Annotated in this window: 21 protein-coding genes; 9 read left to right on the forward strand and 12 right to left on the reverse strand. The window is 73.8% G+C overall.

Annotation, left to right across the window (positions count from 1 at the left end; all coding sequences use genetic code 11):
* Positions 1–141: 141 nt before the first annotated feature.
* Entirely contained in the window at positions 142–798 is a 657-nt protein-coding gene (locus ACZ6JS_RS31715) for a DUF3000 domain-containing protein (RefSeq protein WP_469303090.1), read from the reverse strand.
* Positions 799–889: 91 nt separating this feature from the next.
* Between ACZ6JS_RS31715 and hemE the strand changes: the two genes are divergently transcribed.
* Positions 890–1,954 carry a uroporphyrinogen decarboxylase gene (gene hemE / locus ACZ6JS_RS31720; protein ID WP_469303091.1) on the forward strand — a complete coding sequence of 355 codons (1,065 nt, stop codon included), beginning with the start codon at positions 890–892 and terminating at the stop codon, positions 1,952–1,954.
* Positions 1,955–2,001: 47 nt separating this feature from the next.
* Positions 2,002–3,225 carry an NADAR family protein gene (locus ACZ6JS_RS31725; protein ID WP_469303093.1) on the forward strand — a complete coding sequence of 408 codons (1,224 nt, stop codon included), beginning with the start codon at positions 2,002–2,004 and terminating at the stop codon, positions 3,223–3,225.
* Here ACZ6JS_RS31725 and ACZ6JS_RS31730 read toward each other — a convergent pair.
* Complete coding sequence (locus tag ACZ6JS_RS31730; protein ID WP_469303095.1) at positions 3,138–4,520, reverse strand: FAD-dependent oxidoreductase; 1,383 nt, start codon at positions 4,518–4,520, stop codon at positions 3,138–3,140. The genes ACZ6JS_RS31725 and ACZ6JS_RS31730 overlap by 88 nt on opposite strands.
* 59 nt (positions 4,521–4,579) lie before the next feature.
* Positions 4,580–5,611 carry a DUF4349 domain-containing protein gene (locus tag ACZ6JS_RS31735; protein WP_469303096.1) on the reverse strand — a complete coding sequence of 344 codons (1,032 nt, stop codon included), beginning with the start codon at positions 5,609–5,611 and terminating at the stop codon, positions 4,580–4,582.
* Positions 5,612–5,750: 139 nt separating this feature from the next.
* Here ACZ6JS_RS31735 and hemG point away from each other — a divergent pair, with 139 nt between their 5' ends.
* Together hemG and hemQ are read left to right on the forward strand one after the other, a co-directional pair.
* The gene (gene hemG, locus ACZ6JS_RS31740) at positions 5,751–7,250 is read left to right on the forward strand and encodes a protoporphyrinogen oxidase (protein WP_469303097.1); all 1,500 of its coding nucleotides are present in this window, start codon (positions 5,751–5,753) and stop codon (positions 7,248–7,250) included.
* Between the two features lie 4 nt (positions 7,251–7,254).
* Positions 7,255–7,968: a hydrogen peroxide-dependent heme synthase gene (gene hemQ, locus ACZ6JS_RS31745; protein WP_469303099.1), complete on the forward strand. Its 714-nt coding sequence runs from the start codon at positions 7,255–7,257 to the stop codon at positions 7,966–7,968.
* Between the two features lie 113 nt (positions 7,969–8,081).
* On the opposite strand, the gene ACZ6JS_RS31750 is transcribed toward hemQ, so the two are convergent.
* The 4 genes from ACZ6JS_RS31750 to ACZ6JS_RS31765 form a co-directional block, all read right to left on the reverse strand.
* Complete coding sequence (locus tag ACZ6JS_RS31750; protein ID WP_469303100.1) at positions 8,082–9,746, reverse strand: alpha/beta hydrolase; 1,665 nt, start codon at positions 9,744–9,746, stop codon at positions 8,082–8,084.
* Positions 9,747–9,848: 102 nt separating this feature from the next.
* Positions 9,849–10,931 (reverse strand): TIGR04222 domain-containing membrane protein, encoded by a 1,083-nt coding sequence (locus ACZ6JS_RS31755; RefSeq protein WP_469303102.1) that lies wholly within the window; start codon positions 10,929–10,931, stop codon positions 9,849–9,851.
* Positions 10,928–12,376: an MbnB/TglH/ChrH family RiPP precursor modification enzyme gene (locus tag ACZ6JS_RS31760; protein ID WP_469303103.1), complete on the reverse strand. Its 1,449-nt coding sequence runs from the start codon at positions 12,374–12,376 to the stop codon at positions 10,928–10,930. Before ACZ6JS_RS31760 ends, ACZ6JS_RS31755 begins: the two co-directional genes overlap by 4 nt.
* Positions 12,377–12,515: 139 nt before the next feature.
* Positions 12,516–13,268: an aminoacyl-tRNA hydrolase gene (locus ACZ6JS_RS31765; RefSeq protein ID WP_469303105.1), complete on the reverse strand. Its 753-nt coding sequence runs from the start codon at positions 13,266–13,268 to the stop codon at positions 12,516–12,518.
* A gap of 71 nt (positions 13,269–13,339) precedes the next feature.
* Here ACZ6JS_RS31765 and ACZ6JS_RS31770 point away from each other — a divergent pair, with 71 nt between their 5' ends.
* The gene (locus ACZ6JS_RS31770; protein ID WP_469303107.1) at positions 13,340–14,014 is read left to right on the forward strand and encodes an AIM24 family protein; all 675 of its coding nucleotides are present in this window, start codon (positions 13,340–13,342) and stop codon (positions 14,012–14,014) included.
* 239 nt (positions 14,015–14,253) lie between these two features.
* On the opposite strand, the gene ACZ6JS_RS31775 is transcribed toward ACZ6JS_RS31770, so the two are convergent.
* The 3 genes from ACZ6JS_RS31775 to ACZ6JS_RS31785 all read right to left on the reverse strand — a co-directional run bounded on the left by ACZ6JS_RS31775 (position 14,254) and on the right by ACZ6JS_RS31785 (position 17,280).
* Positions 14,254–15,180 carry a polysaccharide deacetylase family protein gene (locus ACZ6JS_RS31775; protein ID WP_469303109.1) on the reverse strand — a complete coding sequence of 309 codons (927 nt, stop codon included), beginning with the start codon at positions 15,178–15,180 and terminating at the stop codon, positions 14,254–14,256.
* A gap of 71 nt (positions 15,181–15,251) precedes the next feature.
* On the reverse strand, positions 15,252–16,610 hold the full coding sequence (locus tag ACZ6JS_RS31780; RefSeq protein WP_469303111.1) for an alkaline phosphatase PhoX: 1,359 nt from the start codon (positions 16,608–16,610) through the stop codon (positions 15,252–15,254).
* A gap of 112 nt (positions 16,611–16,722) precedes the next feature.
* The gene (locus ACZ6JS_RS31785) at positions 16,723–17,280 is read right to left on the reverse strand and encodes a hypothetical protein (RefSeq protein WP_469303112.1); all 558 of its coding nucleotides are present in this window, start codon (positions 17,278–17,280) and stop codon (positions 16,723–16,725) included.
* Positions 17,281–17,567: 287 nt separating this feature from the next.
* Here ACZ6JS_RS31785 and ACZ6JS_RS31790 point away from each other — a divergent pair, with 287 nt between their 5' ends.
* Positions 17,568–18,905 carry a cytochrome P450 family protein gene (locus ACZ6JS_RS31790; protein ID WP_469303114.1) on the forward strand — a complete coding sequence of 446 codons (1,338 nt, stop codon included), beginning with the start codon at positions 17,568–17,570 and terminating at the stop codon, positions 18,903–18,905.
* Between the two features lie 40 nt (positions 18,906–18,945).
* Positions 18,946–20,037: an amidohydrolase family protein gene (locus tag ACZ6JS_RS31795; RefSeq protein WP_469303115.1), complete on the forward strand. Its 1,092-nt coding sequence runs from the start codon at positions 18,946–18,948 to the stop codon at positions 20,035–20,037.
* 76 nt (positions 20,038–20,113) lie between these two features.
* Here the strand turns inward: ACZ6JS_RS31795 and ACZ6JS_RS31800 are convergent, their stop codons facing one another.
* Entirely contained in the window at positions 20,114–20,539 is a 426-nt protein-coding gene (locus ACZ6JS_RS31800) for an OsmC family peroxiredoxin (RefSeq protein ID WP_030847731.1), read from the reverse strand.
* A 64-nt stretch (positions 20,540–20,603) separates the two neighbouring features.
* A complete protein-coding gene (gene zapE / locus ACZ6JS_RS31805) occupies positions 20,604–21,695 on the reverse strand; it encodes a cell division protein ZapE (RefSeq protein ID WP_469303117.1) in 1,092 nt (363 codons plus the stop codon).
* A gap of 36 nt (positions 21,696–21,731) precedes the next feature.
* Here zapE and ACZ6JS_RS31810 point away from each other — a divergent pair, with 36 nt between their 5' ends.
* On the forward strand, positions 21,732–22,514 hold the full coding sequence (locus tag ACZ6JS_RS31810) for a pyrimidine reductase family protein (RefSeq protein WP_469303118.1): 783 nt from the start codon (positions 21,732–21,734) through the stop codon (positions 22,512–22,514).
* 135 nt (positions 22,515–22,649) lie between these two features.
* The gene (locus ACZ6JS_RS31815) at positions 22,650–23,117 is read left to right on the forward strand and encodes a hypothetical protein (protein WP_037632411.1); all 468 of its coding nucleotides are present in this window, start codon (positions 22,650–22,652) and stop codon (positions 23,115–23,117) included.
* Positions 23,118–23,134: the final 17 nt, after the last annotated feature.

The raw sequence follows: 23,134 nt of genomic DNA on the forward strand, positions 1-23,134 counted from the left end.
GGTGAGTAACAATTCGGGCAATTCGGACGCACGATCGATCATCGGGTGATCAGAAGCCCACAACGGAGGCCGGACCGGGACACTCGGTTGCGGGCTTCGGCCGCACGTTCCCCGTCGCGTGGCGGCCGTACGGCCCCGTGCCTACGGGTGGTGCGGACCGCGGCGCTGTGGCAGGGAGACCACACCCGTCGCCGTGTCCGTCGGACCCACCGGCGGCAGCCCCGCGATCTGGCAGACCAGTTCGCACCACGCCGCCAGGTGCGCCGAGGTGTCCGGAACCCCGCCCACCCCTTCGCGCGGCGTCCAGGAAGCCCTGATCTCGATCTGCGTCGCGGGCCGCCGCTCCGCGAGCCCGCCGAAGTAGTGCGAGCTCGCCATGGTCACCGTCCCGCTCGCCTCTCCGTAGGCCAGTCCGCGCGCCTCCAGGGCACCCGTCAGCCAGGACCAGCACACCTCCGGCAGCAGCGGGTCCGCGGCCATCTCGGGCTCGAGCTCCGCCCGCACGAGGGTCACCAGCCGGAAGGTCCCGTGCCAGGCGTCGTGCCCGGCCGGATCGTGGAGCAGGATGAGCCGGCCGTCGGCGAGGTCGTCCTCCCCGTCCACCACCGCGGCCTCCAGCGCGTAGGCGTACGGGGCCAGCCGCTGGGGCGGCTTCGTCGGGTCGATCTCGACCCCCGGGCGCAGCCGGGCCTTCTTCAAGCCTTCGACCGCCCGGCGGAACGGGAGTGGGACGGAGCTCTCCTTCGCACTGTCCGTACCGTCGGCGCCATCTGAAAATCGTCCCTGAGCCGCAGCCATGCGGGGAAGACTAGGCGGTATGTGCGGCCGTACGGCGCAGGGACACCCGCGCCGGGACGGGCACTTCTTCATACGTGCGAAGATTTGGGTCGTGAGCGCCAACGACCGCCCCAAGGGCCAGCCGAGCCAGACGTACGATTCCGCCTTCCTGAAGGCGTGCCGGCGCGAGCCGGTGCCGCACACGCCGGTGTGGTTCATGCGGCAGGCCGGGCGCTCCCTCCCCGAGTACCGCAAGGTCCGCGAAGGCACCGCGATGCTCGAGTCCTGCATGCGGCCCGACCTGGTCACCGAGATCACCATGCAGCCGGTGCGGCGCCACAACGTCGACGCGGCGATCTTCTTCTCCGACATCGTGGTCCCGCTCAAGGCCATCGGTGTCGACCTGGACATCAAGCCCGGCGTCGGCCCCGTCGTCGCCCAGCCGATCCGCTGCCGCGAGGACCTCGCACAGCTGCGCGACCTCACCCCTGAGGACGTTTCGTACGTCACCGAGGCGATCGGCATGCTCACGAGTGAACTGGGCTCCACGCCGTTGATCGGTTTCGCGGGCGCGCCCTTCACCCTCGCGAGCTACCTGGTCGAGGGCGGCCCCTCGAAGAACCACGAGCACACCAAGGCCCTCATGTACGGGGACCCGCAGCTCTGGGCCGACCTGCTCGACCGCCTCGCGGAGATCACCTCCGCCTTCCTGCAGGTCCAGATCGAGGCCGGCGCCTCCGCCGTCCAGCTCTTCGACTCCTGGGTCGGCGCGCTCGCCCCGGCGGACTATCGCCGCTCCGTCATGCCCGCCTCGGCGAAGGTCCTGCAGTCCGTCGCCTCCTACGGGGTCCCGCGGATCCACTTCGGCGTCGGCACGGGCGAGCTCCTCGGCCTGATGGGCGAAGCCGGCGCGGACGTGGTGGGCGTCGACTACCGGGTCGCGCTCGACGAGGCGGCCCGCCGGGTCGGCCCGGGCAAGGCCCTCCAGGGCAACCTGGACCCGGCCGTGCTCTTCTCCACCACGGAGGCGGTCGAGGCCAAGACCGACGAAGTCCTCGCGGCGGCCGCCGGCCTGGAGGGCCACGTCTTCAACCTCGGCCACGGCGTCCTCCCGACGACCGACCCCGAGGCGCTGACCCGCCTGGTGGACTACGTCCACACCAAGACGGCCCGCTGAGCACAGCCGCACCCCGGCAAGATCGTAACGTCGGTACCGTGCCGTGCATGACATGGCACGGACCGACGTTTCGCATATCCGACGGAGAACACGTCGACGGGGCCTGGTGCATCGTCTGGCGCAGGCACGACCTGCTGGACGAGTACTTCGTCGAGAACCTCTTCGTCTACGCGGACGGCGTGATCACCAGCGACCGGCACGATCCGACCGACCTCGCCGGGCTGGAGCGGCTGCTCGCCACGGGGAAGCTCGCCCTGGACCCGCCGCACGCGAGCGGGCGGCGCGACGAGCCGCCGAAGCGGTCCAAGTGGGAGACCCGGTATCCCGAGCCGCGGACCGACGAGAGCTTCGTCCTGGAGGTCGCCGACCAAATCCGCCGGCTGGCGGGGCGGCAGACCACGGCCGACCGCTGCCAGGACGCCGTCCTGGCCTACACGGCACAGCCGACGCAGGAGCGGCGCCTGCTGCTCCGGGACGCCTACCTGGCGGTCCCCGCCCACCTGCGCGTCTACGTCCTCGGCGACATGGACCGCCAGGACCGGCCGCTGCGGATGCTGCTCACCGACCTCGGCGAGGCGGTGGACGGCGACGGGCCGGTGGCGACCGAGGACATGCACCGTCACGCCCTCGCATACCTCACCGAGCTCGCCGGGGGCATCGGGCGGATGCGGCGGAGCCGGGCCGTCCCGTACGCGGACGACCCGGCCCGGACCCCGGTACCCCCGGTCGTCGTCGACGAGGCCGTGTACCCCAGCGGCCGGCCCACCGAGCCCGGCCTGTTCACCCTGCGCAACGACTACGACGCCCCCTTCGCGTACGCGGGCCGGACCTATCCCACCGTGGTGCACGCCTACTGGGCCCTGTCGGCCGCCCACCGGGCCGACCACGATCGGATCCTCGCGGCCGCCACACCCGGCCGCGCACGGGAGCTGGCCGGCGGGGCGGCGCGGCGGGCCGACTGGTCCGCGACACGGCTCGCCGTCATGGCCGGGCTGCTGCGTGCCAAGTTCGACCGGCACCCCCGCCTCGCCGAGGTCCTGCTCGCCACGGGGGAGGCTCCCATCGTCTGCACCGGCACCTCCGAGTCGCCGTTCTGGCGCGACGAGGGCCCCCACGGCGGCCGCAACTGGACGGGCCGCCTCCTGGAGCTGGTCCGCTCGGAACTGCGCGCCGCGCAGAGCGGTCAGATCCCCGCCGCTCGGACCGCGGAGACCGCCTTGCGCGCCGCCACCAGCACCGGGTCCCAGACCGGGGAGAACGGCGGAGCGTAGCCGAGGTCGAGCGAGACCATCCGGTCCACCGTCATGCCCGCCGTGAGGGCCACCGCCGCGACATCCACCCGCTTCGCGGAACCGGCACCGCCGACGATCTGTACGCCCAGGAGGCGGCCCGTTCGGCGTTCCGCCAGCATCTTCACCGTCATCTCCGCCGCCTGCGGGTAGTAGCCGGCCGTGTTGGTGGAGGTGATGGTGGCCGTCACGAAGCGCAGGCCCGCCTCCAGCGCGTCCCGCTCACGCAGCCCGGTGCGGGCGATCTCCAGGTCGCAGACCTTGCTGACCGCCGTGCCGACCACGCCGGGGAAGGTCGCGTAACCGCCGCCCACGCCCGAGCCGATGACCTGGCCGTGCTTGTTGGCGTGGGTGCCGAGCGGGATGTGCCGGGTACGCCCCGCGACCAGGTCGAGGACCTCCACACAGTCGCCGCCCGCCCAGACGTTGCCGTGACCCCGCACCCGCATCGACAGGTCCGTGAGGATCCCGCCCGAGGGGCCGAGCGGGAGGCCGGCGGCGCGGGCCAGCGCCGTCCGCGGCTCCACGCCGATGCCGAGCACGACCACGTCCGCCGGGTACTCCTCGCCGGCCGCCGTGACCACCGCGCGGGCCCGGCCCTCCTCGTCCGTGAGGATCTCGGCGGCCTCGGCGCGCGCCACCGTGACGATCCCCATGCGGTTCATCGCGGTGTGCACCAGCCCGCCCATGTCCGGGTCCAGCGTGGCCATCGGCTGCTCGCCCCGGTGCAGGACGGTCACCTCGTAGCCGCGCAGCACCAGCGCCTCGGCCATCTCCACGCCGATGTAGCCCGCCCCGACCACGACCGCCCTCCGGCCCCGCGTGCGCTCCAGCGAGTCCATGAGCCGCTGGCCGTCGTCCAGGGTCTGGATGCCGTGCACCCCGTGCGCGCCGATGCCGGGCAGGCGGGGACGCACGGGCCGGGCCCCGGTGGCCAGGACGAGATGGTCGTAGTGCGTCCACGACTCGGATCCGCCGTCCAGATCGCGGGCGCGCACCCGGGATTTCTCCAGATCGAGCTCCACCACCTCCGTGCGGGTGCGCAGGTCGATGTCGCGGGCCCGGTGCTCCTGGGGGGTACGGGCGATCAGGTCGTCGCGCTCGGCGACCAGACCGCCGACCCAGTACGGGATGCCGCACGCGGAGTAGGAGGTGAAACGGCCGCGCTCGAAGGCGACGATCTCCAGCTCCCCGGCGCCCCTGAGCCTGCGCGCCTGCGACGCGGCGGACATCCCCGCCGCGTCGCCCCCGACCACCACCAGTCGTTCCGTCGCCATCGCCCCTACCGCCCCTTCACCGCCGTCGAATGGTGAACACGCTACGGGCGAACGCGCGTTCAGTCGCGCACGTCGGCCCCGGTGTCCGGAGCAGGAGCCGGGGCAGGAGCCGCACTCGGAGCCTCGGACGAATGCGCCTGCCGGGCCGCCGGCACCGCCACCCGCTTCGGAGCCAGGCCCGTCCTGGGACGCGCCGGCCGCCACCGCCGGTACACCCGTACCAGCGCCGCCACCACCGCGGCCGTCAGCAGGAACGGCAGGAGCGCCCCCAACGCCACCAGCAGGTAGCGCAGGATCTTCGTGAAGACCTCCCAGCCGCCGCCCAGCGCACCGAGGAAGGTGGGCTCCTTCTCCTTCTCCTCCACCGCCGCGGGGGCGGGTCCGGAGACCTCCAGTGTGATCGTGCCCATCGAGGTCCGGTCCTTCAGCGCCGTCTGCTGCGCCAGCAGCGACTCCAGGTCCGACTGGCGCCGGCTCAGCTCGCTCTCCAGCATCACCACCTCGCTCAGCGCCGAGGCCTTGCCCATCATCTCCCGCACCCGTGCCACGCTCGCCTGCTGCGAGGAGACACGGCTGTCGATGTCGGCGACCTTCTCCGTGACGTCCTGCGCGTCGACCTTGCGGTGCAGCAGTTTCCCGCTGCCCTCCATGGCGCCGAGCACGGCGTCGTAGCGCTCCCCGGGCACCCGCAGGGTCACGGTGGAGGTCATCCGGCCGTCCTCGCCGCGCTTGGTCGACTCGCTGCCGACGTAGCCGCCCGCGCCGTCGGCCGCGGAGCGCGCGGCCGCGAGAGCCTTCTGGACGTCGGCCGTCTCAATGCCGAGCGTTGCCGTGCGGATGACGTTCGGGCGGACCGCGGCCGGCGCCCCGTCGTTCTTCGCGGCAGATCCCGCAGACCCCGCCGGAGCCGGGGCCGCCGCGGCGCCCGCCGCCCCCTCACGGGCCTTCCCGTCCGCCGCGGGCGGTGCGACCGCCGCCTTGTCGCTCGCCGAGCCCTGGCCGTCCGCGCCGCAGCCGGTGAGCGCGAGGACCCCGGTGAGACAGAGGGCGGCCAGGGCCGCCGCGGAACGGTGTCCGCTGATGCTGTGCATTGCTGTAAACCCCCGATGATCGGCTGGTGTTGCCGTTTCGACGTACAGGGTCCTGCCGCCGGTTTCGCACACGCGGTTCCGGGCCGGTCCCGATGCGGTCACGGTCCGGCCTCGGTGATCGGTCTGAGACGATGTGTCCATGCACGAAGCGGACATGCGTACGGATCGGCCGGGGAGCCCCACCCGGCCCGCCGGCTCACCGGGCCACGTCGTCGTCATCGGCGGCGGGATCGCGGGCCTCGCGGCGGCCCACCGGCTACTCGCCGCAGGCGCCCGGGTCACGCTGCTGGAGGCCGGAGCGAGGCTCGGCGGAAAGCTGTACTCCGGCGAGCTCGCGGGGGCCCCCGTCGACCTCGGCGCGGAGTCCGTGCTCGCCCGCCGCCCCGAGGCCGTCGCCCTCGCCGAGGCCGTGGGCCTGGCCGACGCCGTGCAGCCGCCCGCCACCGCCACCGCCCACCTGTGGACCCGGGGCGCGCTGCGGCCGATGCCGCGCGGCCACGTCATGGGCGTCCCCGGCGACCTCGGACCGCTCGCCGCCTCCGGGGTCCTCTCCGCCGAGGGCCTGGCCCGGATCGAGGCCGAGCGGACGCTGCCGCCCACCGAGATCGGCGAGGACGTCGCCGTCGGCGCATACGTGGCCGCCCGCCTCGGCCGCGAGGTCGTCGACCGGCTGGTGGAACCGCTGCTGGGCGGGGTCTACGCGGGCGACGCCTACCGCATTTCCATGCGGGCCGCCGTCCCCCAGCTCTTCGAGGCCGCCCGCACGCACGCCCTGCTCGGTGACGGCGTACGGGACCTGCAACGCAGGGCGCAGAGCGGGTCCCAGCAGGCCGGCCCGGTCTTCGCCGGCATCGACGGCGGCATCGGACGCCTCCCGCTCGCCGTGGCCGACGCCTGCCGCAGGGCCGGTGCGCGGATCGTCACCGGCGCCCCCGTGCGCGAGGTCCTTCGTACGGCTGAAGGCTGGCGGGTCGTGTCCGCCGCGGAGACCCTCGAAGCGGACGGCGTCGTCCTCGCCGTCCCGGCCGGCCCCGCCGCACGGCTGCTGGACACCCTCGCGCCGGCCGCCGCGGCCGAGCTGCACCAGGTCGAATACGCCTCCATGGCGCTGGTCACCATGGCCTTCCGGCGCGCAGACCTGCCGGCGGCCGTCTCCGGCGGCGGCGCCAGCGGCTTCCTCGTACCGCCCGTCGACGGCCGGACCATCAAGGCGTCCACCTTCTCCAGCAACAAGTGGGCCTGGGCCGGCCGGGACCCCGACCTCTTCCTGCTGCGCACCTCCGTCGGCCGGTACGCCGACGAGCGCGACCTCGAGCGCGAGGACGGCGAACTCGTCGAGGTGTCCCTCACCGACCTCGGCGAGGCCGTGGGCCTGACCGCCCGGCCGGTCGCCTCCACGGTCACCCGCTGGGAGGGAGGACTGCCCCAGTACCCCGTCGGCCACCTCGGCCGGGTCGCCCGGATCCGCGGCGCCGTCGAGGCCCTGCCCGGCCTCGCGGTGTGCGGCGCGCTCTACGACGGGGTCGGGATCCCGGCCTGCGTCGCGAGCGCCGGCCGGGCCGCGGACACGGTGATCGCCTCGCTCGGTGCGCGTACGGCACCCCTGGCTCCGACCACTGATCGGCGCACGGGACAATAGGCACATGACTGCACCAGAGAAGATTCCCAACGCGGGGAAGAAGGCGAAGGACCTCAACGAGGTCATCCGCTACACCCTGTGGTCCGTCTTCAGGCTGAAGGACGTCCTGCCGGAGGACCGCGCCGGTTTCGCCGACGAGGTCCAGGAGCTGTTCGACCAGCTGGCCGCCAAGGACATCACCGTCCGCGGCACCTATGACGTCTCCGGCCTGCGCGCCGACGCCGACATCATGATCTGGTGGCACGCGGAGACCGCGGACGAGCTGCAGACCGCGTACAACCTGTTCCGCCGCACCAAGCTGGGCCGTGCGATGGAGCCGGTGTGGTCGAACATGGCCCTGCACCGCCCGGCCGAGTTCAACAAGTCGCACATCCCGGCCTTCCTGGCCGACGAGGTCGCCCGCGACTACGTCAGCGTCTACCCCTTCGTGCGCAGCTACGACTGGTACCTGCTCCCCGACGAGGACCGCCGCCGCATGCTCGCCGACCACGGCAAGATGGCCCGCGGCTACCCGGACGTGCGCGCCAACACCGTCGCCTCCTTCTCCCTGGGCGACTACGAGTGGCTGCTGGCCTTCGAGGCGGACGAGCTGTACCGCATCGTCGACCTCATGCGTCACCTGCGGGCCTCCGAGGCCCGTATGCACGTCCGTGAAGAGGTGCCCTTCTACACCGGGCGCCGCAAGTCCGTCGCCGACCTGGTGGCCGGGCTCGCCTGATACCTCCCCTGGGGGGAAGGACCGGAGGACGACCACACCGTCAGGTGAGTGCCTCCGGTGGATCGGGAGGCACAGCCCCCGAAACGACGCAGCCGGAGATCCCGCCCGGAAGTTCAGACGACCGGCGGCAGCAGCGCCCTGCGGGCGCCCGCCGCCCCGTCGTCCAGCGACACCGGTGCGGGCTCCGGATGCGGCGCGCAACGGACGCGCCACCCCGGGGTGGCGCCCGTCAGCAGATACCGCTCCACGTGTCGGTCCACGCAGGTGTTGCGTCCGCCGACCACTCCGTGGGAGCCCGCGCCCGTCTCGGTCACCAGTGACGATCCGGCGCCGAGCCGACGCTGCAGTTCCAGTGCGCCCGGGTACGGGGTCGCGCCGTCCCGTTCCGCAGCGACCACGAGAGTCCGCGGCAGCCGCTCGGGCTGGGCCCCCACCGCCACCGGCGACTGCCGTCCGCGCACCGGCCAGGACGCGCACGGCAGGTTGAGGAAGGCGTTGGCCCAGGTCTCGAAGGGGGCCGTACGGGCCAGCGCGGTGTTGTCGCGGTCCCAGGTCTCCCAGTCGGCGGGCCAGGGGGCGTCGTTGCACAGCACCGCCGTGTAGACGGCCGTCGCGTTCTCGGCGTCGGCCGCCGTGGCCGGGTCGGGCGATGCCTGGGCGGTCAGCAGCGAGGGATCGCCGCGCAGGAACGCGGCCAGGGCAGCCGCCCGGTCCGGCCAGACGTCGTCGTAGTACGCGGCCTGGAGGAAGGCGGCCCGCAGCTCCCCGGTCCCGACGGTCCCGCCGGCCGGATCACGGGCCACCGCGTCCCGGACCCGCTCGTAGCCGGCCTGCACGGCCGCCGGGGTGGTGCCGAGCCCGTACGTGCCGTGGTGGCGTGCCACCCAGGCGCGGAAGTCGTGCCAGCGGCCCTCGAACCCGCGTGCCTGGTCGAGGTTGTTGCGGTACCAGACGCGGCGCGGGTCGGGGTCGACCGCCGAGTCGAGGACCATCCGGCGGACGTGGCCCGGGTACAGGGTGGCGTAGACGGCGCCGAGGTAGGTGCCGTACGAGGCGCCCATGAAGGTCAGTTTCTCCTCGCCGAGCGCGGCGCGCAGGACGTGCAGGTCTCGGGCGTTGTTCAGGGTGGTGTAGTACGGCAGGGCCGCGCCCGCCCGGCGCGCGCAGCCGTTCGCGTACTCCCGGGCCTGCGCGCGCCGTTCCTCCTTGTCCGCGGCTGAGGGCCGGACAGGCTCCTGGACGGGGCCCTGGGCCCTGGCCCGCGGGTCCGTGCAGGACAGCGGGGCCGAACGCCCGACCCCGCGCGGGGCGTAGCCGACGAGGTCGTAGGCGGCGGCGATCGGCCCCCAGCCGGGGAGGTCGGCGACGAGCGGGAAGGACATCCCGGAGGCCCCGGGGCCGCCGGGGTTCTGGACGAGCGCGCCCTGGCGGGCGGCGCCGCCGGCCCCGGTGGCGGAGGCCCGGCTGACGGTCAGGGAGATCTGCGGGCCGTCGGGGCGGGCGTAGTCGAGCGGGACGCGCAGGGTGGCGCACCGGACGCGCGACGGCAGGTCCTCGGTGGCGGGGCAGGAGCGGAAGTCGAGCCCGGCGGCACCGCCGCCCCGGGAGGCGGCTGCCAGGGCCGCCCGGCGGGCGACGAGCGCGGCTCCGGCGCTCTCGGCGGCGGTGTCGGCGGAGCCCGGATCCTGCGGGACGGGTGCGGCCACGGCGGTGGGCGCGCACAGGGCCAGCACCAGTGCGGCCACGACGGATCCGTGGCGTGCGGTTCTCGTCAGCATGGGCGCCCCTGCCTCTCATCCGATGAACCGATGAGAGGCCTGGGCGCCGCACTTGTAAAGGATCACCGGCCGGTGTCGCCGACCGTGGCCCCGGTTGCCGTATCAGCAACTGCTCGAACTCGAACAGCTGGAACTGCTCGAGCTCGAACAGCTGGAACTGCTCGAGCTCGAACAGCTGGAACTGCTTGAACTCGAACAGCTGGAGCTGCTCGAACCGGAACAGCCGGAGCCGGAGGAGCCCCCGCAGCTCGAACCGCTGCCGCCCGAGCAGCCGCCCCCGCCGCTGCCGCCCGAGCAGCCGCCCCCACCGCCCCCGCAGCCCGAACCGCCCGCCCCGCTCGTCGCGCACCACAGGACCGGCAGCAGCTCGGCCGAGGAGTCGGAGGAGGACGTGTGCGGGCGGTGGGAGCGCGCGCCCGCCTGGGCCGCCGCGAGCCGGGTGCCGCGCGCGGCGGGCACCAGCTGCTGGCGCAGGAACGGGTCGCGCAGGTCGCGCAGGCCGAAGAGCGCGGTCTGCACGTGCGGGGTGCGGTCGTTCACGTACGCGGAGCGCAGCGCGAGCAGCGAGCGCAGCCCGGCCCGGGTGACCCGGTTCCCGGCACGGGCCATGCAGAACAGGCCCAGGACGATGCCCGCCAGCAGTACGGGCGCCACCATCGCGACGAACGGCACACCGGGGTCGGGATCGAGGGCGAAGCCGACGACGGTCAGCGGGATCGACGCCACCAGCCAGACCGCGCAGGCGACGGCCTGGACGAGCCCCCAGCGGCGCCAGCGCCGGCCGCTGCCGGGCGGGGCGATCAGCCCGCGGGCGGCCAGGGCGTCCCCGATCTCCTGGACGGCCGGGTCGCGCATGGCGGCGTAGCGCACCTGGTAGAGCCAGCCCGAGGGGGCTCCGGCGTGGGCGTGGAGCACGGCGCGTTCGGCGGGGTCGGCGGCCCGCGCCCCGGGGCGTACCTGGACGATGCCGGGTCCGCCGACGAGGAGCCGGCCGTCGCCGAGCATCGAGACGAGCGCGGTGTCCACAACGGTGCCGGGTCCGCCCACCACGAACGCGGCCTCGGACAGGTCGTGGAGGGCGGCCGACAGGACCGCGGCTCCGGGCCGGGCGCGGCGCAGCCCGCGCACGAGGAGGACGCAGGAGACGATGACGGCGATCCAGATCGCGAGGGCGAGGATGTTCACGCGGCCCTCCCCGCCAGCGCCCGGGCCCAGCGCACGATCCGGCCCGGCGGCCTGGCCCCCGCCCGCTCCCGCCACCACGCGGTGAGCCGGCGCCGGGAGGCCGGGTCGGCCGGCAGGTCCTGGATCAGCAGGTGCTCGGCGAAGTCCAGGGCGTCCCTGCGGTATCCGGCGGTCATGGGGCGGCCCTTCGCGTAGGCGAGGAAGGCTTTGCGGTACGGTTCGCGGCCGCCGAGGATCCCGGGCAGCTCCGGAGCCACCTTGGCGACCACGTCGGCCCGCTTGGCGGCCAGCGCCCGCACCTGTACCCGGATGCGCGCACGGTCGAAGCCCTCGGGCACGGGGGTCCCGGCAACGAGCGCGGACAGCAGGGCGGCCTGCCCGAGCGCCACGCGGGTCCGGGCGGCCTCGCCCGCGCCGGCCTCGGGTTGCGCCCCGCCTTCGTGCCGTGCCGAGGCCTGCGGCTCCGCTCCGGCTTCGTACTGTGTCCAGGCTTGGTGCTCCGCCCCGGCCTGCGGCTGCGCCCCGGCCTCGCCCACGGCCTGCGCCCCGGCCCCGGGCTCGCTCAGCGGATCCGTCGTCGCCGCTGCGCGGGCAGCGTGCCGGTCGGCCGCTGCCGGCAGGGCTCGGGGCGTGGTCGTCAGCACCTCGCGGATCGCGGCCAGTTCGCCCGCGAGCTCCGACTCGGGCGGGAAGTCGTCGTCCCGCTCCAGCAGGACACCCGCCGGTGCCACCCGGGACCGGAGTTCGGCCAGCAGGTCGAGCACCACCGGCGGCACGGGGTGCGCGTGGGTGTCGTGCCAGACGCCGCCGCGTTCGACGCCGCCTGCGACGTGCACGTACGCCAGCGCCTCCAGCGGGATCGCGTCCAGGACGGCGGCGGGGTCCTCGCCCCGGTTGACCCGGTTGGTGTGCAGGTTGGCGACGTCGATGAGGAGCCGGACCCCGGTCCGCTCGACCAGTTCCGTGAGGAACTCCCCCTCCGTCATCTCCTCGCCGGGCCACGAGAACAGCGCGGCGATGTTCTCCAGCGCCAGCGGCACGGGCAGCGCGTCCTGCGCGATCCGCACGTTCTCGCACAGCACGTCCAGCGCGTCGCGGGTGCGCGGCACGGGCAGCAGGTGCCCGGCCTCAAGCAGCGGCGAGGACGTCCGTACGAAGGCGATGTGCTCGGTGACGAGTGGCGCCCCCAGCGCCACCGCCCGTTCCCCGAGCGCCGCCAGCTTCTCCGGATCCGGGCGGTCGGCGCCGCCGAGGCCGAGCGAGACCCCGTGCGGCACGATGCGCGTGCCGCGCTCGCGCAGCCGCCCCAGTGCCTCGGGCAGGTGGCCCGGGCAGATGTTCTCGGCCACCACCTCGACCCAGTCCAGGCCGTCCAGCCGGTCGACCGCGTCCGCGATCTCCGGCCGCCAGCCGATGCCCACCCCCAGGTGTGCCATGGGCTTCATGTCCCCTCGCCCCCTCTCAACGCACGTGTGCCGATGTCATGGCCCCGACGCGGTCGCGCCAATCCCAGGAGGGTGACGTTCAGAGCAACATTTGAGGTTCCCGGCGGCGGTGCGGGCCCGCCCGGCCAACAGGAGACCGTCAGAGCCGGGCCCGCAGCGCCGGATGGTCGGCGACGACCGTCGCGCTGCCCGGGGCGATCTCGGTAAACCCGGCGTCGCGGACCAACGGCAGCCCGCTCCCGCTCAGCTCCGCCCACCGCTCGCGCGCCGCGGTCCGTACGGCCAGGCGGAAGCCCGACTCCTGCCAGGTGGCCCGCTCCGCAGGCGTCAGCTCCCACCACGCCAGTTGCGCCGCGTGCCCGGCCTGGGCCATCGCCTTGCCGGCCGACATCTCCAGGGCGGGGTTGAGCCACAGCACCGGCAGGGCGGAGCCGTCGGCCGCGGCGACCGGCTCCGGGTCGTCGAGGTCCGTGCCCGACACCTGGAGCTTGGCCAGCTCCTTGGGCCAGCCGTCGAGGGGCACCGGAGGGAAGACCCGGACCTGGGCGGCGTCGCCGTGCACCGTGATGCCGGGCAGGGTCTGCGCCTTGCGCCACTCCGCCCCGCGCGCCCGCCGGACCACCTTGCGGATCCGCGCGTCCTGCCAGTCCCGGACGGCCTGCGCCCATGCGCCACCGCCGTGCGCCCGCTCGTCGGTGAGCAGCACCAGCACGGCCCGGGCCGCGGTCTCCAGGGCGTCGGTCCGGGCGGGCGGCTCCGCCTTCTCGATGCGGACGACCAGCGGCAGGACGAACTGCGGTGCCTCGTCGCGCAGTGCGTGCTCCCGCCGGAAGGCGCTGTCGGCCCCGACCGCGGGTACGCCGGAGGTGTCGTTCGCGTGCTGGCTGCTCATCCCGCCAAGGATGCCAGGCTCCACCTTGAGGAGGATGTCCCGGGTGGCGGACCCGGGTGAGGATCGAGGCCATGAAGAGTGATCTTTTCGCGTCCGAGAACCTCGCCCAGGCCGCCGTCGCCCCGGGCATGAGCCTGCAGAACGCCAAGTCCGTGAAGTACAACGTCAACGGCGAGATGCTGGCCCGTCAGGGATCGATGGTCGCCTTCCGCGGCAACCTGCAGTTCGAGCGCAAGGGGCAGGGTATAGGCGGCATGCTCAAGCGCGCCGTCACGGGTGAGGGCCTGGCGCTGATGTCCGTACGCGGCCAGGGCGAGGCCTGGTTCGCCCACCAGGCGGGCAACTGCTTCATCATCGACCTCGAGCACGGAGACGCCCTCACCGTCAACGGGCGCAACGTGCTGTGCTTCGACCCCACGCTGTCCTACGAGATCAAGATGGTCAAGGGTGCCGGCATGACCGGCGGCGGCCTCTTCAACAGCGTCTTCACCGGCACCGGCAAGCTCGCCGTCGTCTGCGACGGACACCCGATCATCATTCCGGTCACCCCGCAGGCCCCCGTCCACGTCGACACCGACGCGGTCGTGGGCTGGAGCGCCCAGCTGGAGACCGGCCTGCACCGCTCCCAGTCGGTCGGCTCGATGATCCGCGGCGGCTCCGGCGAGGCGGTCCAGCTGAAGCTGAGCGGCGAGGGCTTCGTCATCGTCCGCCCGAGCGAGCTCACCGAGACGGCGGCCGCGCACTGAACCTGACCGGGGTGGGCCGCCGCCACGGCCGCCGACCCCGGGTGCTGAGCGGGATCTCCCGCGCCCTGCCCGGCCCGCGGCGCACCGGCCGCCGTGGTCACGGCGGAGCGCCCGGGTTCGGCGCCGCTGCCGCTGGCGGCCCTGACGGCCCTGACGGTCGCGCTCGCGCCGGCCGCCGCCGCGGGCGCGGTGGCCTGCCGGGCCGCGGCCCGGCAGGGTTGAGGGCGCGCGACCGACCGCTACGTACCGATCAGCTCGGACACCTTCACGAACCGGTAGCCGCGCTTGCGCAGTTCCGGGACGATCTTCCGGATCGCCTCCTCGGTCACCGGGGCGGCGCTGCGCGTGCAGTGCATCACGACCACAGAGCCGGGCTTCACCCCGGCGAGGACCTGCTCGGCCACCGCGTCCGGGTCGTTCGCGAAGGCGTCCCCGCTGACCACGTCCCACTGCACCGCCGTGACCTCGGCCGTGGACAGGGCGCGCAGCGCCGGGTCGTCGTAGCAGCCGCCGGGGAAGCGGAAGTACGGGACGGTGTTGACGGCGCCTGCCCGGCGGAAGGCGGCGAAGGCCCGGTCCACGTCGGCCCGGGCGGCGGCTCCGTCGAGCGCGGGCAGTCCGTAGCAGGGGGACTTGAAGGCGTGGTGGCTGTAGGAGTGGTTCGCGATCTCGAAGTTCGGGTCGGTCCCGATGGCCTTGGCCTGGTCCGGGTACTCCTCGGCCCAGCGGCCCGTCATGAAGATCGTCGAGGGCACCTTGAGGGTGCGCAGCGTCGAGATCAGCTGCGGGTTGTCGAAGCGCTCCCCGCCGGCGGCGCGCGGCCCCTGGTCGGAGGTCATGTCGGCGTCGAAGGTCAGCGCCACGGTCTTGTCCGTGTGCTGCTTGGCCCGTTCGAAGACGGGGGTCAGGCCGTTCGGGCCGGGGGCCAGGGTCGGCGCCTTGCCGGGCGCGCCGGCGGGCGGGGCGCCCGGGGCACCGGGGGAGGGGCTCGGGGGGGCGGCCGCGGCGCCGGGCGCGGAAGCCGCGGGGGCGGACGCCGCAGGCGTGCCCAGGCGGGCTTCGCGGCCGGCGTCCTTGGTGCCGGAGCCGCCGCAGCCCGCGAGGGAAGCGGTGAGGGCGGCACTGAGTGCGGCCGCGGCCGCAACCTTGCGCACAGAAATGGTCACGCACGCAAAATATATGACTATGTGACAAGTGGGTGTCTGCGGCACTCCCACTCGTGCCGCGAGACCCCCCGTCAGCGCCGCCAGGGGCCCGTCACGGCGAAGGTGGTGCCCGGGGCGTAGGCGTTGACGTACATGGTCCGCCCGTCGGGGGAGAAGGCGACCCCCGCGAACTCCCCCCACTCCGGGGCGCCCGGTTCGCCGATGTCGTCGGCGTTGCGGGCCACCGGATAGACCTCGCCGCCGGCCGTCACCCCGAACACGTACTGCGCCCCGCCGCCGTCCTCGCACACCATCAGACCGCCGTCCGGGGCCAGGCAGATGTTGTCGGGGGAGTCCCCGGGCAGCTGTACGTCGGCGGCCGGCCCGAAGAGCACGTCCAGGCGGAGCCGGCCCCGGCGCGGATCGTAGAACCACACCTGTCCGTGGTGGTCGGCCGACGCCCCCTCGCCCCTGCGGGCGTAGCTGGACACGAAGTGGACCCCGTCGCCGCCCCAGTAGCAGCCCTCCAGTTTCTGCGCGTGGGTGATGCCGCCCGGCCCGAAGTCCTGGTGCCGGATCGGCGTGACGGCCGCCGAGGGGTCCGGTACGGGCACCCACTCCACCGGGAACTCCGCCCCGGGCTCGTCGACCCCGGCCAGGTCCGCCAGGCCCGGGACGCGCAGGGCCTCCAGGGCGCCGCCGGCCCGCAGCGAACCGGTGCCGCCGAGCGGCCGTTCCGGCAGGAACCGGTAGAACAGCCCGAAGGGCCGGACGAAGGCGTCCTCGGTCTCGTAGACCACCCCCCGGTACGGGTCCACGGCGACGGCCTCGTGCGCGAAGCGGCCCATCGCGGTGAGCGGGACGGCGCCCGTGCGCTGCGGACGGGCCGGGTCCACCTCGAAGACGTGGCCGTGGTCCCGCTCGTAGCCGGCGGTACCGGCCCGGTCCTCGGTCTCCTCGCAGCTCAGCCAGGTGTTCCAGGGGGTGCGGCCGCCCGCGCAGTTGACGGCGGTGCCGGCGAGGGCGACCCGCTCGCCGGTGACCCGCCCGTCCGGGCCGAGGTCCAGCGCGGTGCAGCCGCCGAGCGCCCCGGGGTCGTACGTCAGCCCCGCCACGGCGGGGACGCGCAGGGCGGCGGTGGCCCGGTTCTCGTGGTTGCGCACCAGCCGGACCCGGCCGCCCCCGGCGTCGAAGGCGGCCATGCCGTCGCAGTTGGCGGGGACGGCGCCCTCACCGGAGCGCAGGGGGTCGCCCGCCCGCGAGAGCACCCGGTAGGTGAACCCGGCGGGCAGATCGAGCAGCCCGCGCGGGTCGGGGAGCAGCGGACCGTACCCGCCGGCGGCCCCGGCCGCCCGGGAGGAGGCGGGGGAGCCGCCGGCGAACAGTGCCCCCAGCGCTCCGCTGAAGGCGATCGCGCCGGCGGCGAGCAGGCTGCGTCGGGTGGCGGACATCGGCGGCTCCCGGAGGACGTCGGGCCCCGTGGGGGTTGTCCCGCCGATCATGCCGGGCCGGCAGCCGATCCCGTCCGACCGACAGGGGCCGAAGGGAGTCGAAAGGGACGGCCTACGGCCGGGTGGTCCCCGGGAGGCAGGCCACCGCCGGGTTGAAGGTCTCGTGCAGGCCGCGGGGGTTCTTCTTCCAGAGCCACAGGTGCAGGGCGTAGTGGACCGGCTGGCCGGGGAAGTTGCCGGGCTTGGGGCCCTTGAAGGCGGTGCCGAACATCGTGGGGCGGTCGTCGTCCGTGGTCAGCTTCTGATCGCGGTCGTAGACCAGCCACTGGACCCCGACGAGGCGCTTGCCGCCGCGCCCGTCGTCCTCGTAGTACAGCGCGGCGGGCTTCGTCGGGTCGACGGAGTTGTCGTAGGCGTGGTTGAAGTGCGGGTAGCCGAGCGCGCCGGTCCTCCCCGCCCGGTCGAAGACGCAGTACTTGTCCGGCACGTAGCCGGCCGCCACCGCGTTGGCGTGCACCTGGTAGCGGGCGGTCGCGGCGTACGCGGCCGCCCGGTCGGCCAGGGCCCGGCCGGCGTCCGGGCCGTGGCCGGCTGCGGCCGGCGGCGCGGCGACGGCCGCCAGGACGAGTGCGGCGGCTGCGGTGAGGGCGGGGGCGAGACGTCGGGCCATGCGCGGGCTCCTCGTGACGGGCTGGCTGGTGGCACAGCCCTTCCCGCCGGCCGCCGTACCCGCCCCGCGTCCGCCCCGGACACGGCACGGACGGACGACCGCCGATCGGCCGACGGCCGGCAGGCGGTCGCCGGACGTCCGGCCCCCGCCCCCGGAGCCGACGGCTCACCCGAACGGGAGCGGCGCCGTTTCGCGGCGCACCGGCACGGGGAACCGGTGAGTCCGCAGACGGCCGTTGCGACGGCCACGGCAACGGCCACGGCGGAGTGCGACGGAGGGTGCGGAACATGGCGCAGCGGGATGCGGCACCGAACGGCGACGGAGGACTGCACGACATCGTGTCGGCCGTCTCCAGGGGCGCGCCGGAGTACCGGCAGTGCCCCCACCCCATGTACGCGACCCTGCGCGAGCAGGCCCCGGTGTGCCGGCTGACACCGCCCCACGGGGTCGACACGTATCTGATCACCCGCCACGACGACGCCCGCGACGCCCTGTCGGACCCCCGGTTCAGCAAGGACATGCGCGGCGCCATCGACACCTACCACGCGGTGTACGGCAGCTTCTTCGACGCGCTCGACGACAACGTGCTCTTCTCGGACCCGCCCCGGCACACGCGGCTGCGCCGCATCCTGCGGAGCGCCTTCACGCCCCGGCGGGTGGAGCAGATGCGTCCGAGGATCACCGAGATCGCGCAGACGATCCTCGGCGAGTGCCGCAGGGCCGGCACGGTCGACCTGATGGCCTCGTTCGCGTTCCCGCTGCCGATCGCGGTCCTGTGCGAACTGATGGGCATTGCGCCGGAGGACCGCCCGGAGATCCTGGAGCAGTTCGCGGTGGTGACCCGCTCCCGGTTCGACCCCAGCCGCAGGGCGGAGCTGCAGGCGGCCGAGGAACGGCTCCAGCACCGGCTGGAGCGGCTCATCTCGGACACCCGCGACCATCCGTCGGACACCTTCCTCAGCGACCTCGTCCAGGCCGAGGAGCGGCTGGAGGACCCCGAACTGGTCGCGTCGCTGTGGGTCCTGTTCTTCGCCGGGCACAAGACCACCGCCTACCAGATCGGGAACTCCGTCCTCAACCTGCTGCTCCACCCCGACCAGGCGGCAAGGCTCCGCGAGGATCCCCGGCTCATTCCGGGGGCGGTCGAGGAGATGCTGCGCTTCGAGGGGTCGGTGGAGACGTCGACGTTCCGGTACGCGGCCGAGGAGGCCCGGATCCGGGACACGGTGATCCCCAAGGGCGCCCTGGTGCAGATCGCGATCTCCTCGGCCAACCGGGACCCCGAGAGGTTCGACTCGCCCGACGAGCTGGACGTGACGCGCGAGGGACTCCAGGGCACCCACCTCGGCTTCGGCCACGGCACCCACTACTGCCTGGGGGCCCCGCTGGCCCGGCTCGAACTCGAGATCGCACTCGCCTGCCTGCTGCGGGAGTTCCCGGAGATGGCGGTGGCGGACCTGGAGGAGACCCGGGGCGCGTGGCTCAAGGGACCGGTGCCGGCGTTCCGGGGACTGGAGCACCTGCGGATCGTCCTGGAGCCCTCGCGCCCGGACGGAGAAGCGGACGGGGACCCGGACAGGGACCCGGGCGAGCCGACCCTGGCCTCCATGGCCTCCGGAAAGTGACCCAGACCCGATGGGGCGGTGAATTGGCATGACGGATTCCGTGAGTACCCCCGCACTGCGCCTCCTGGGAACGCCCGCGGACGAACTGCGGATCGCCGCGGTGGGCACCAGCGAGGTCATCCGGATCGCCCGGCGTCCCTCCGCGCCCGGCCCGGAGACGGCGGGCACGGTCCACTCCAAGATCGACATGCACCATCACTTCTGCGCACCGGAGTGGCGCGAGTGGGCCGTGCACCACGGGCTGATCACAGCGGAGCAACTGCCGCCGTGGACCCGCCTCGACACCGAGGCGGCGATCCGCTTCATGGACGACGCCGGCATCACCACCGCCGTCCTCAAGCCGATGCTGCCGGCGCGCTACCGCTCGTCGGCCCAGCTGCGCGAGGCGATCAACATCACGCTGCGGTCGATGATCGAGGTGGCGTCCTCGCACCCGGGGCGGTTCTCGTACTACGTGCCGCTCTTCCTGGACGACGAGGAGGCATCGTCCTGGGCGGTGCGCCGCGGCCTCGGACAGCTCGGCGCCGTCGGCGTCAACGTGACCGCCAACTACGGGGGCGTCTACCTCGGGGACCCCGCCTACGACCGGCTGTTCCACCAGCTGAACGAGTGCCGCGCGGTGGTGGACACGCACCCGCACAACCTCCCGGGAGGCCCGCCGGGCCCGCCCGGCGCGTCGACCGTTCCCGGCATCCCCAACTTCATGTGCGACTTCCTGCTGGACACCACCCGGGCCGCGGTGAACATGATCAGCCGCAGGACGCTGGACCGCTTCCCGGACATCTCGGTGGTCCTGCCCCACGCCGGCGGCTTCCTGCCGTACATCGCGACGCGCCTGCAGGCGCTGGGGCGGTTCTGCGAACCGAGCATCGAGCCCGCCGCCGTCCGCGACTGCTTGAGCCGCTTCTACTACGACACCGCGGGCCCCATGGCGCCCGCGGCGACCCTGCTGGAGCACGTGCCGGCCGACCACGTCCTGTTCGGCACGGACTGGCCCGCCGCCCCCGCCGACACGGTCATGGACCTGGCGCTGCCCGCCCTCGACGGGGACCCGGCCTTCACCCCGGAGCAGCTGCGGGGGATCTACCACGACAACGCCATGCGGCTGCTCCCGCAGCTGGCGACGGCCTGACGGACACGCGGGGGGTGCGGGCCGGGCCGTGTGGCCCGCACCCCCGACCGCGATCGGTGATCCGGTGATCCGGTGATCAGACGAGCTTGGCGCTCAGGGTGATCGTGGTGCCCGTCAGGGCCTGGCTCACCGGGCAGTTCTTCTTGGCGTCCTCGGCGGCGGCGAGGAAGGCGGCCTCGTCCAGACCCGGGACCGTGCCCTCGACGGACAGGTGGATCCCGGTGATGCCCTCACCCGGCTGGAAGGTGACGTCGGCCTTGGTCTCCAGGCGGGTGGGCGGGTTGCCCGCACCCGCGAGGCCGTGGGAGAGCGCCATCGAGTAGCAGCTGGAATGGGCGGCCGCGATCAGCTCCTCCGGGCTGGTCTTGCCGTTCGCCGCCTCGGAGCGCGCGGGCCAGGAGACGTCGTACGAACCGATGCCCGAGGAGTCGAGGCTGACGACGCCCTTGCCCTTCAGCAGGTCGCCTTCCCAGACGGTGTGCGCGTGACGCGTGGTGGCCATGGTGATCCCTTCGCAGATGGTGGGAAACGGCCGGGCTCCCGACGGGGGCCCGGCGCTCCCAAACCTACTGGGACACCAGGGGTTTCGCGTCGCGCGCCAGCGCGGTGAGCCGCGATATGGCGCGGAAGTACTTCTTCCGATAACCGCCGTTCAGCATGTCCTCACTGAACAGCTTGTCGAAGGGGACACCGGAGGCCAGGACGGGGACCTCGCGGTCGTACAGCCGGTCGGCGAGGACCACCAGCCGCAGCGCCGTCGACTGGTCCGGCACCGGGCCGACATCGGTCAGGCAGACGGCCGTGATCCCGTCGGTCAGCGCGCCGTACCGGCTCGGGTGCACCCGGGCCAGGTGCTCCAGCAGGCCGGGGAAGTCGTCCAGGCTCGCGCCCTCGGTCGCGTACGCGGCCTTGGTGACCTGCTCGTCGGAGAACGGCGCCGGGGCCTCCGGCAGGCCGCGGTGGCGGTAGTCCTGGCCGTCGATCCGCAGCGGCCGGAAGTGCGCCGACAGCCCCTGGATCTCCCGCAGGAAGTCGACGGCGGCGAAGCGGCCCTCTCCGAGCTTGCCGGGCAGCGTGTTGGAGGTGGCGGCCAGCGCCACGCCCTGTTCGACGAGGCGGCTGAGCAGCGAGGACACCAGAACGGTGTCGCCCGGGTCGTCCAGCTCGAACTCGTCGATGCACAGCAGCCTGTGCCCGCCCAGGGTCTGCACGGTCTGCTGGAAGCCGAGCGCGCCGACCAGGTTCGTGAGCTCCACGAAGGTGCCGAAGGCCTTGAGCGCGGGCTCGGCCGGGGTGGCGTGCCACAGGGAGGCGAGCAGGTGGGTCTTGCCCACGCCGTAGCCGCCGTCGAGATAGACCCCGCGGGGCCCGGTGGGGGCCGCCGGCTTCTTGGAGAACCAGCGCTTCCTTCCGGAGCCGCTGGCGTGCGCCCCGCCCAGGCCCGCGGCGAAGCCGCTCAGCACGGTGACGGCATCGGCCTGGCTCGGCTGGGCCGGGTCGGGGTCGTAGGTGTCGAAGCGGACGGAGTCGAACCGCGGCGGCGGCACCATCTCGGCCACCAGCCGTTCGGCGGGAACCCGCGGCTCACGCGCGCACAGGGCCTGCGGCCCGGCGTCGGCTATCGGGGGCCGGCCGGAGGTGGAGAGTGATGTCGACACAGCCCTTAACTCTACGGGGCGTGGCACACTGCACCGATGCGACGCCTGTTCCCTGTGACCGATCAGACACCAGCCCGCAGCCAGGACGGGACGGACCGGGAGTGGTCGCTCGACGAGCTCGCGGACGCCTACGCCTACCCCGCGCTGGCCGCGGACGCCCACTGGCTGCGCGCCAACATGGTCTCCACCCTGGACGGCGCCGCCCAGCACGACGGCCGCTCGCAGCCCATCTCCGGCGAGACCGACATGCGGATCTTCGGCACCCTTCGGGCGCTGGCCGATGTGGTGGTCGTCGGCGCCGAAACGGTTCGCCAGGAGGGCTACCGGCCGGCCCGCGCCCGGGAGGCCTTCGCCGCCCGCCGCGAGGCCGCCGGACAGGGCCCGGCCGCCGCCATCGCCGTGGTCACCGCGAGCATGGACCTGGACTTCTCGCTGCCCCTGTTCACCTCCCCGCTGGTGCCGACCCTGGTGGTGACCGGCGCCGCGGCGCCCTCGGACCGGGTGGCCGAGGCGGAGGCCGCCGGCGCCGAGGTGCTGGTGGCCGGCGAGGGAGCGGCCGTGGACGCGGCCCGGGCGGTACGGGAGCTCGCAGCGCGCGGGCTGCGCCGCCAGCTCACCGAGGGCGGACCCCGGCTGCTGGGCCAGTTCGTGGCCGCCGACGTGCTGGACGAGCTGTGCCTGACGATCTCCCCGACGCTCACGGCGGGCGGCGCCCAGCGCATCGCCGGAGGCCCTTCCGTCACGGTTCCGCACCGGCTCGCGCCCGCCTGCGTACTGGAGGAGGCCGGGTTCCTGTTCACGAGCTACCGTCGGATCTGACAAGGGGCGGAATTTCCCGTTCCGCTTTGCTTTCGCTGGGCACATATACCTGCGCAGGCCCCGTGCGAGAGCGGGGCAGGATGGTTTCCGCAGGGGCCGGCCGGCCGGCCTCGGCCCATGAAGGAGAGGGCGTCCGTGTTCACGAGCGTATTGATGATCGAGCAGCCGCTGACCACGGTGGACGTGGACTTCGTCACCAGCCTCCACGGAGACGACCCGGTCTCCTTCGTCGTCCTCATGCAACCCCGGGGCGACCAGGACCGACTGCTGCGCGCCATCGACGACGTAGCGCTCGGTGAGCTCCCCGAGGCCATCCGTGAGGGCGACGAGCCCGAGGGCGAGGACGCGCTCGGCCCGGCCGCGCACGCCCTCGCGCACTCCCTGAACGCCCTGCGCCAGAAGGGTGCCAAGGCCGTGGGGCAGATCGTCGAGAAGCATCCGCTCGACAAGCTGCAGTCCGTCGTGGACGAGACCGGCGCCGACGAGGTGATCGTCCTGACCTCCCCGCACTTCGTGGAGGAGTTCTTCCACCGGGACTGGGCCTCCCGGGCGCGCCACAAGGTCGGCGTTCCCGTGCTCAAGCTCTTCGCCCACAACGAATAGGCTTGGGCCCAGAGCCC

The organism is Streptomyces sp. NPDC046349 (assembly GCF_055587885.1).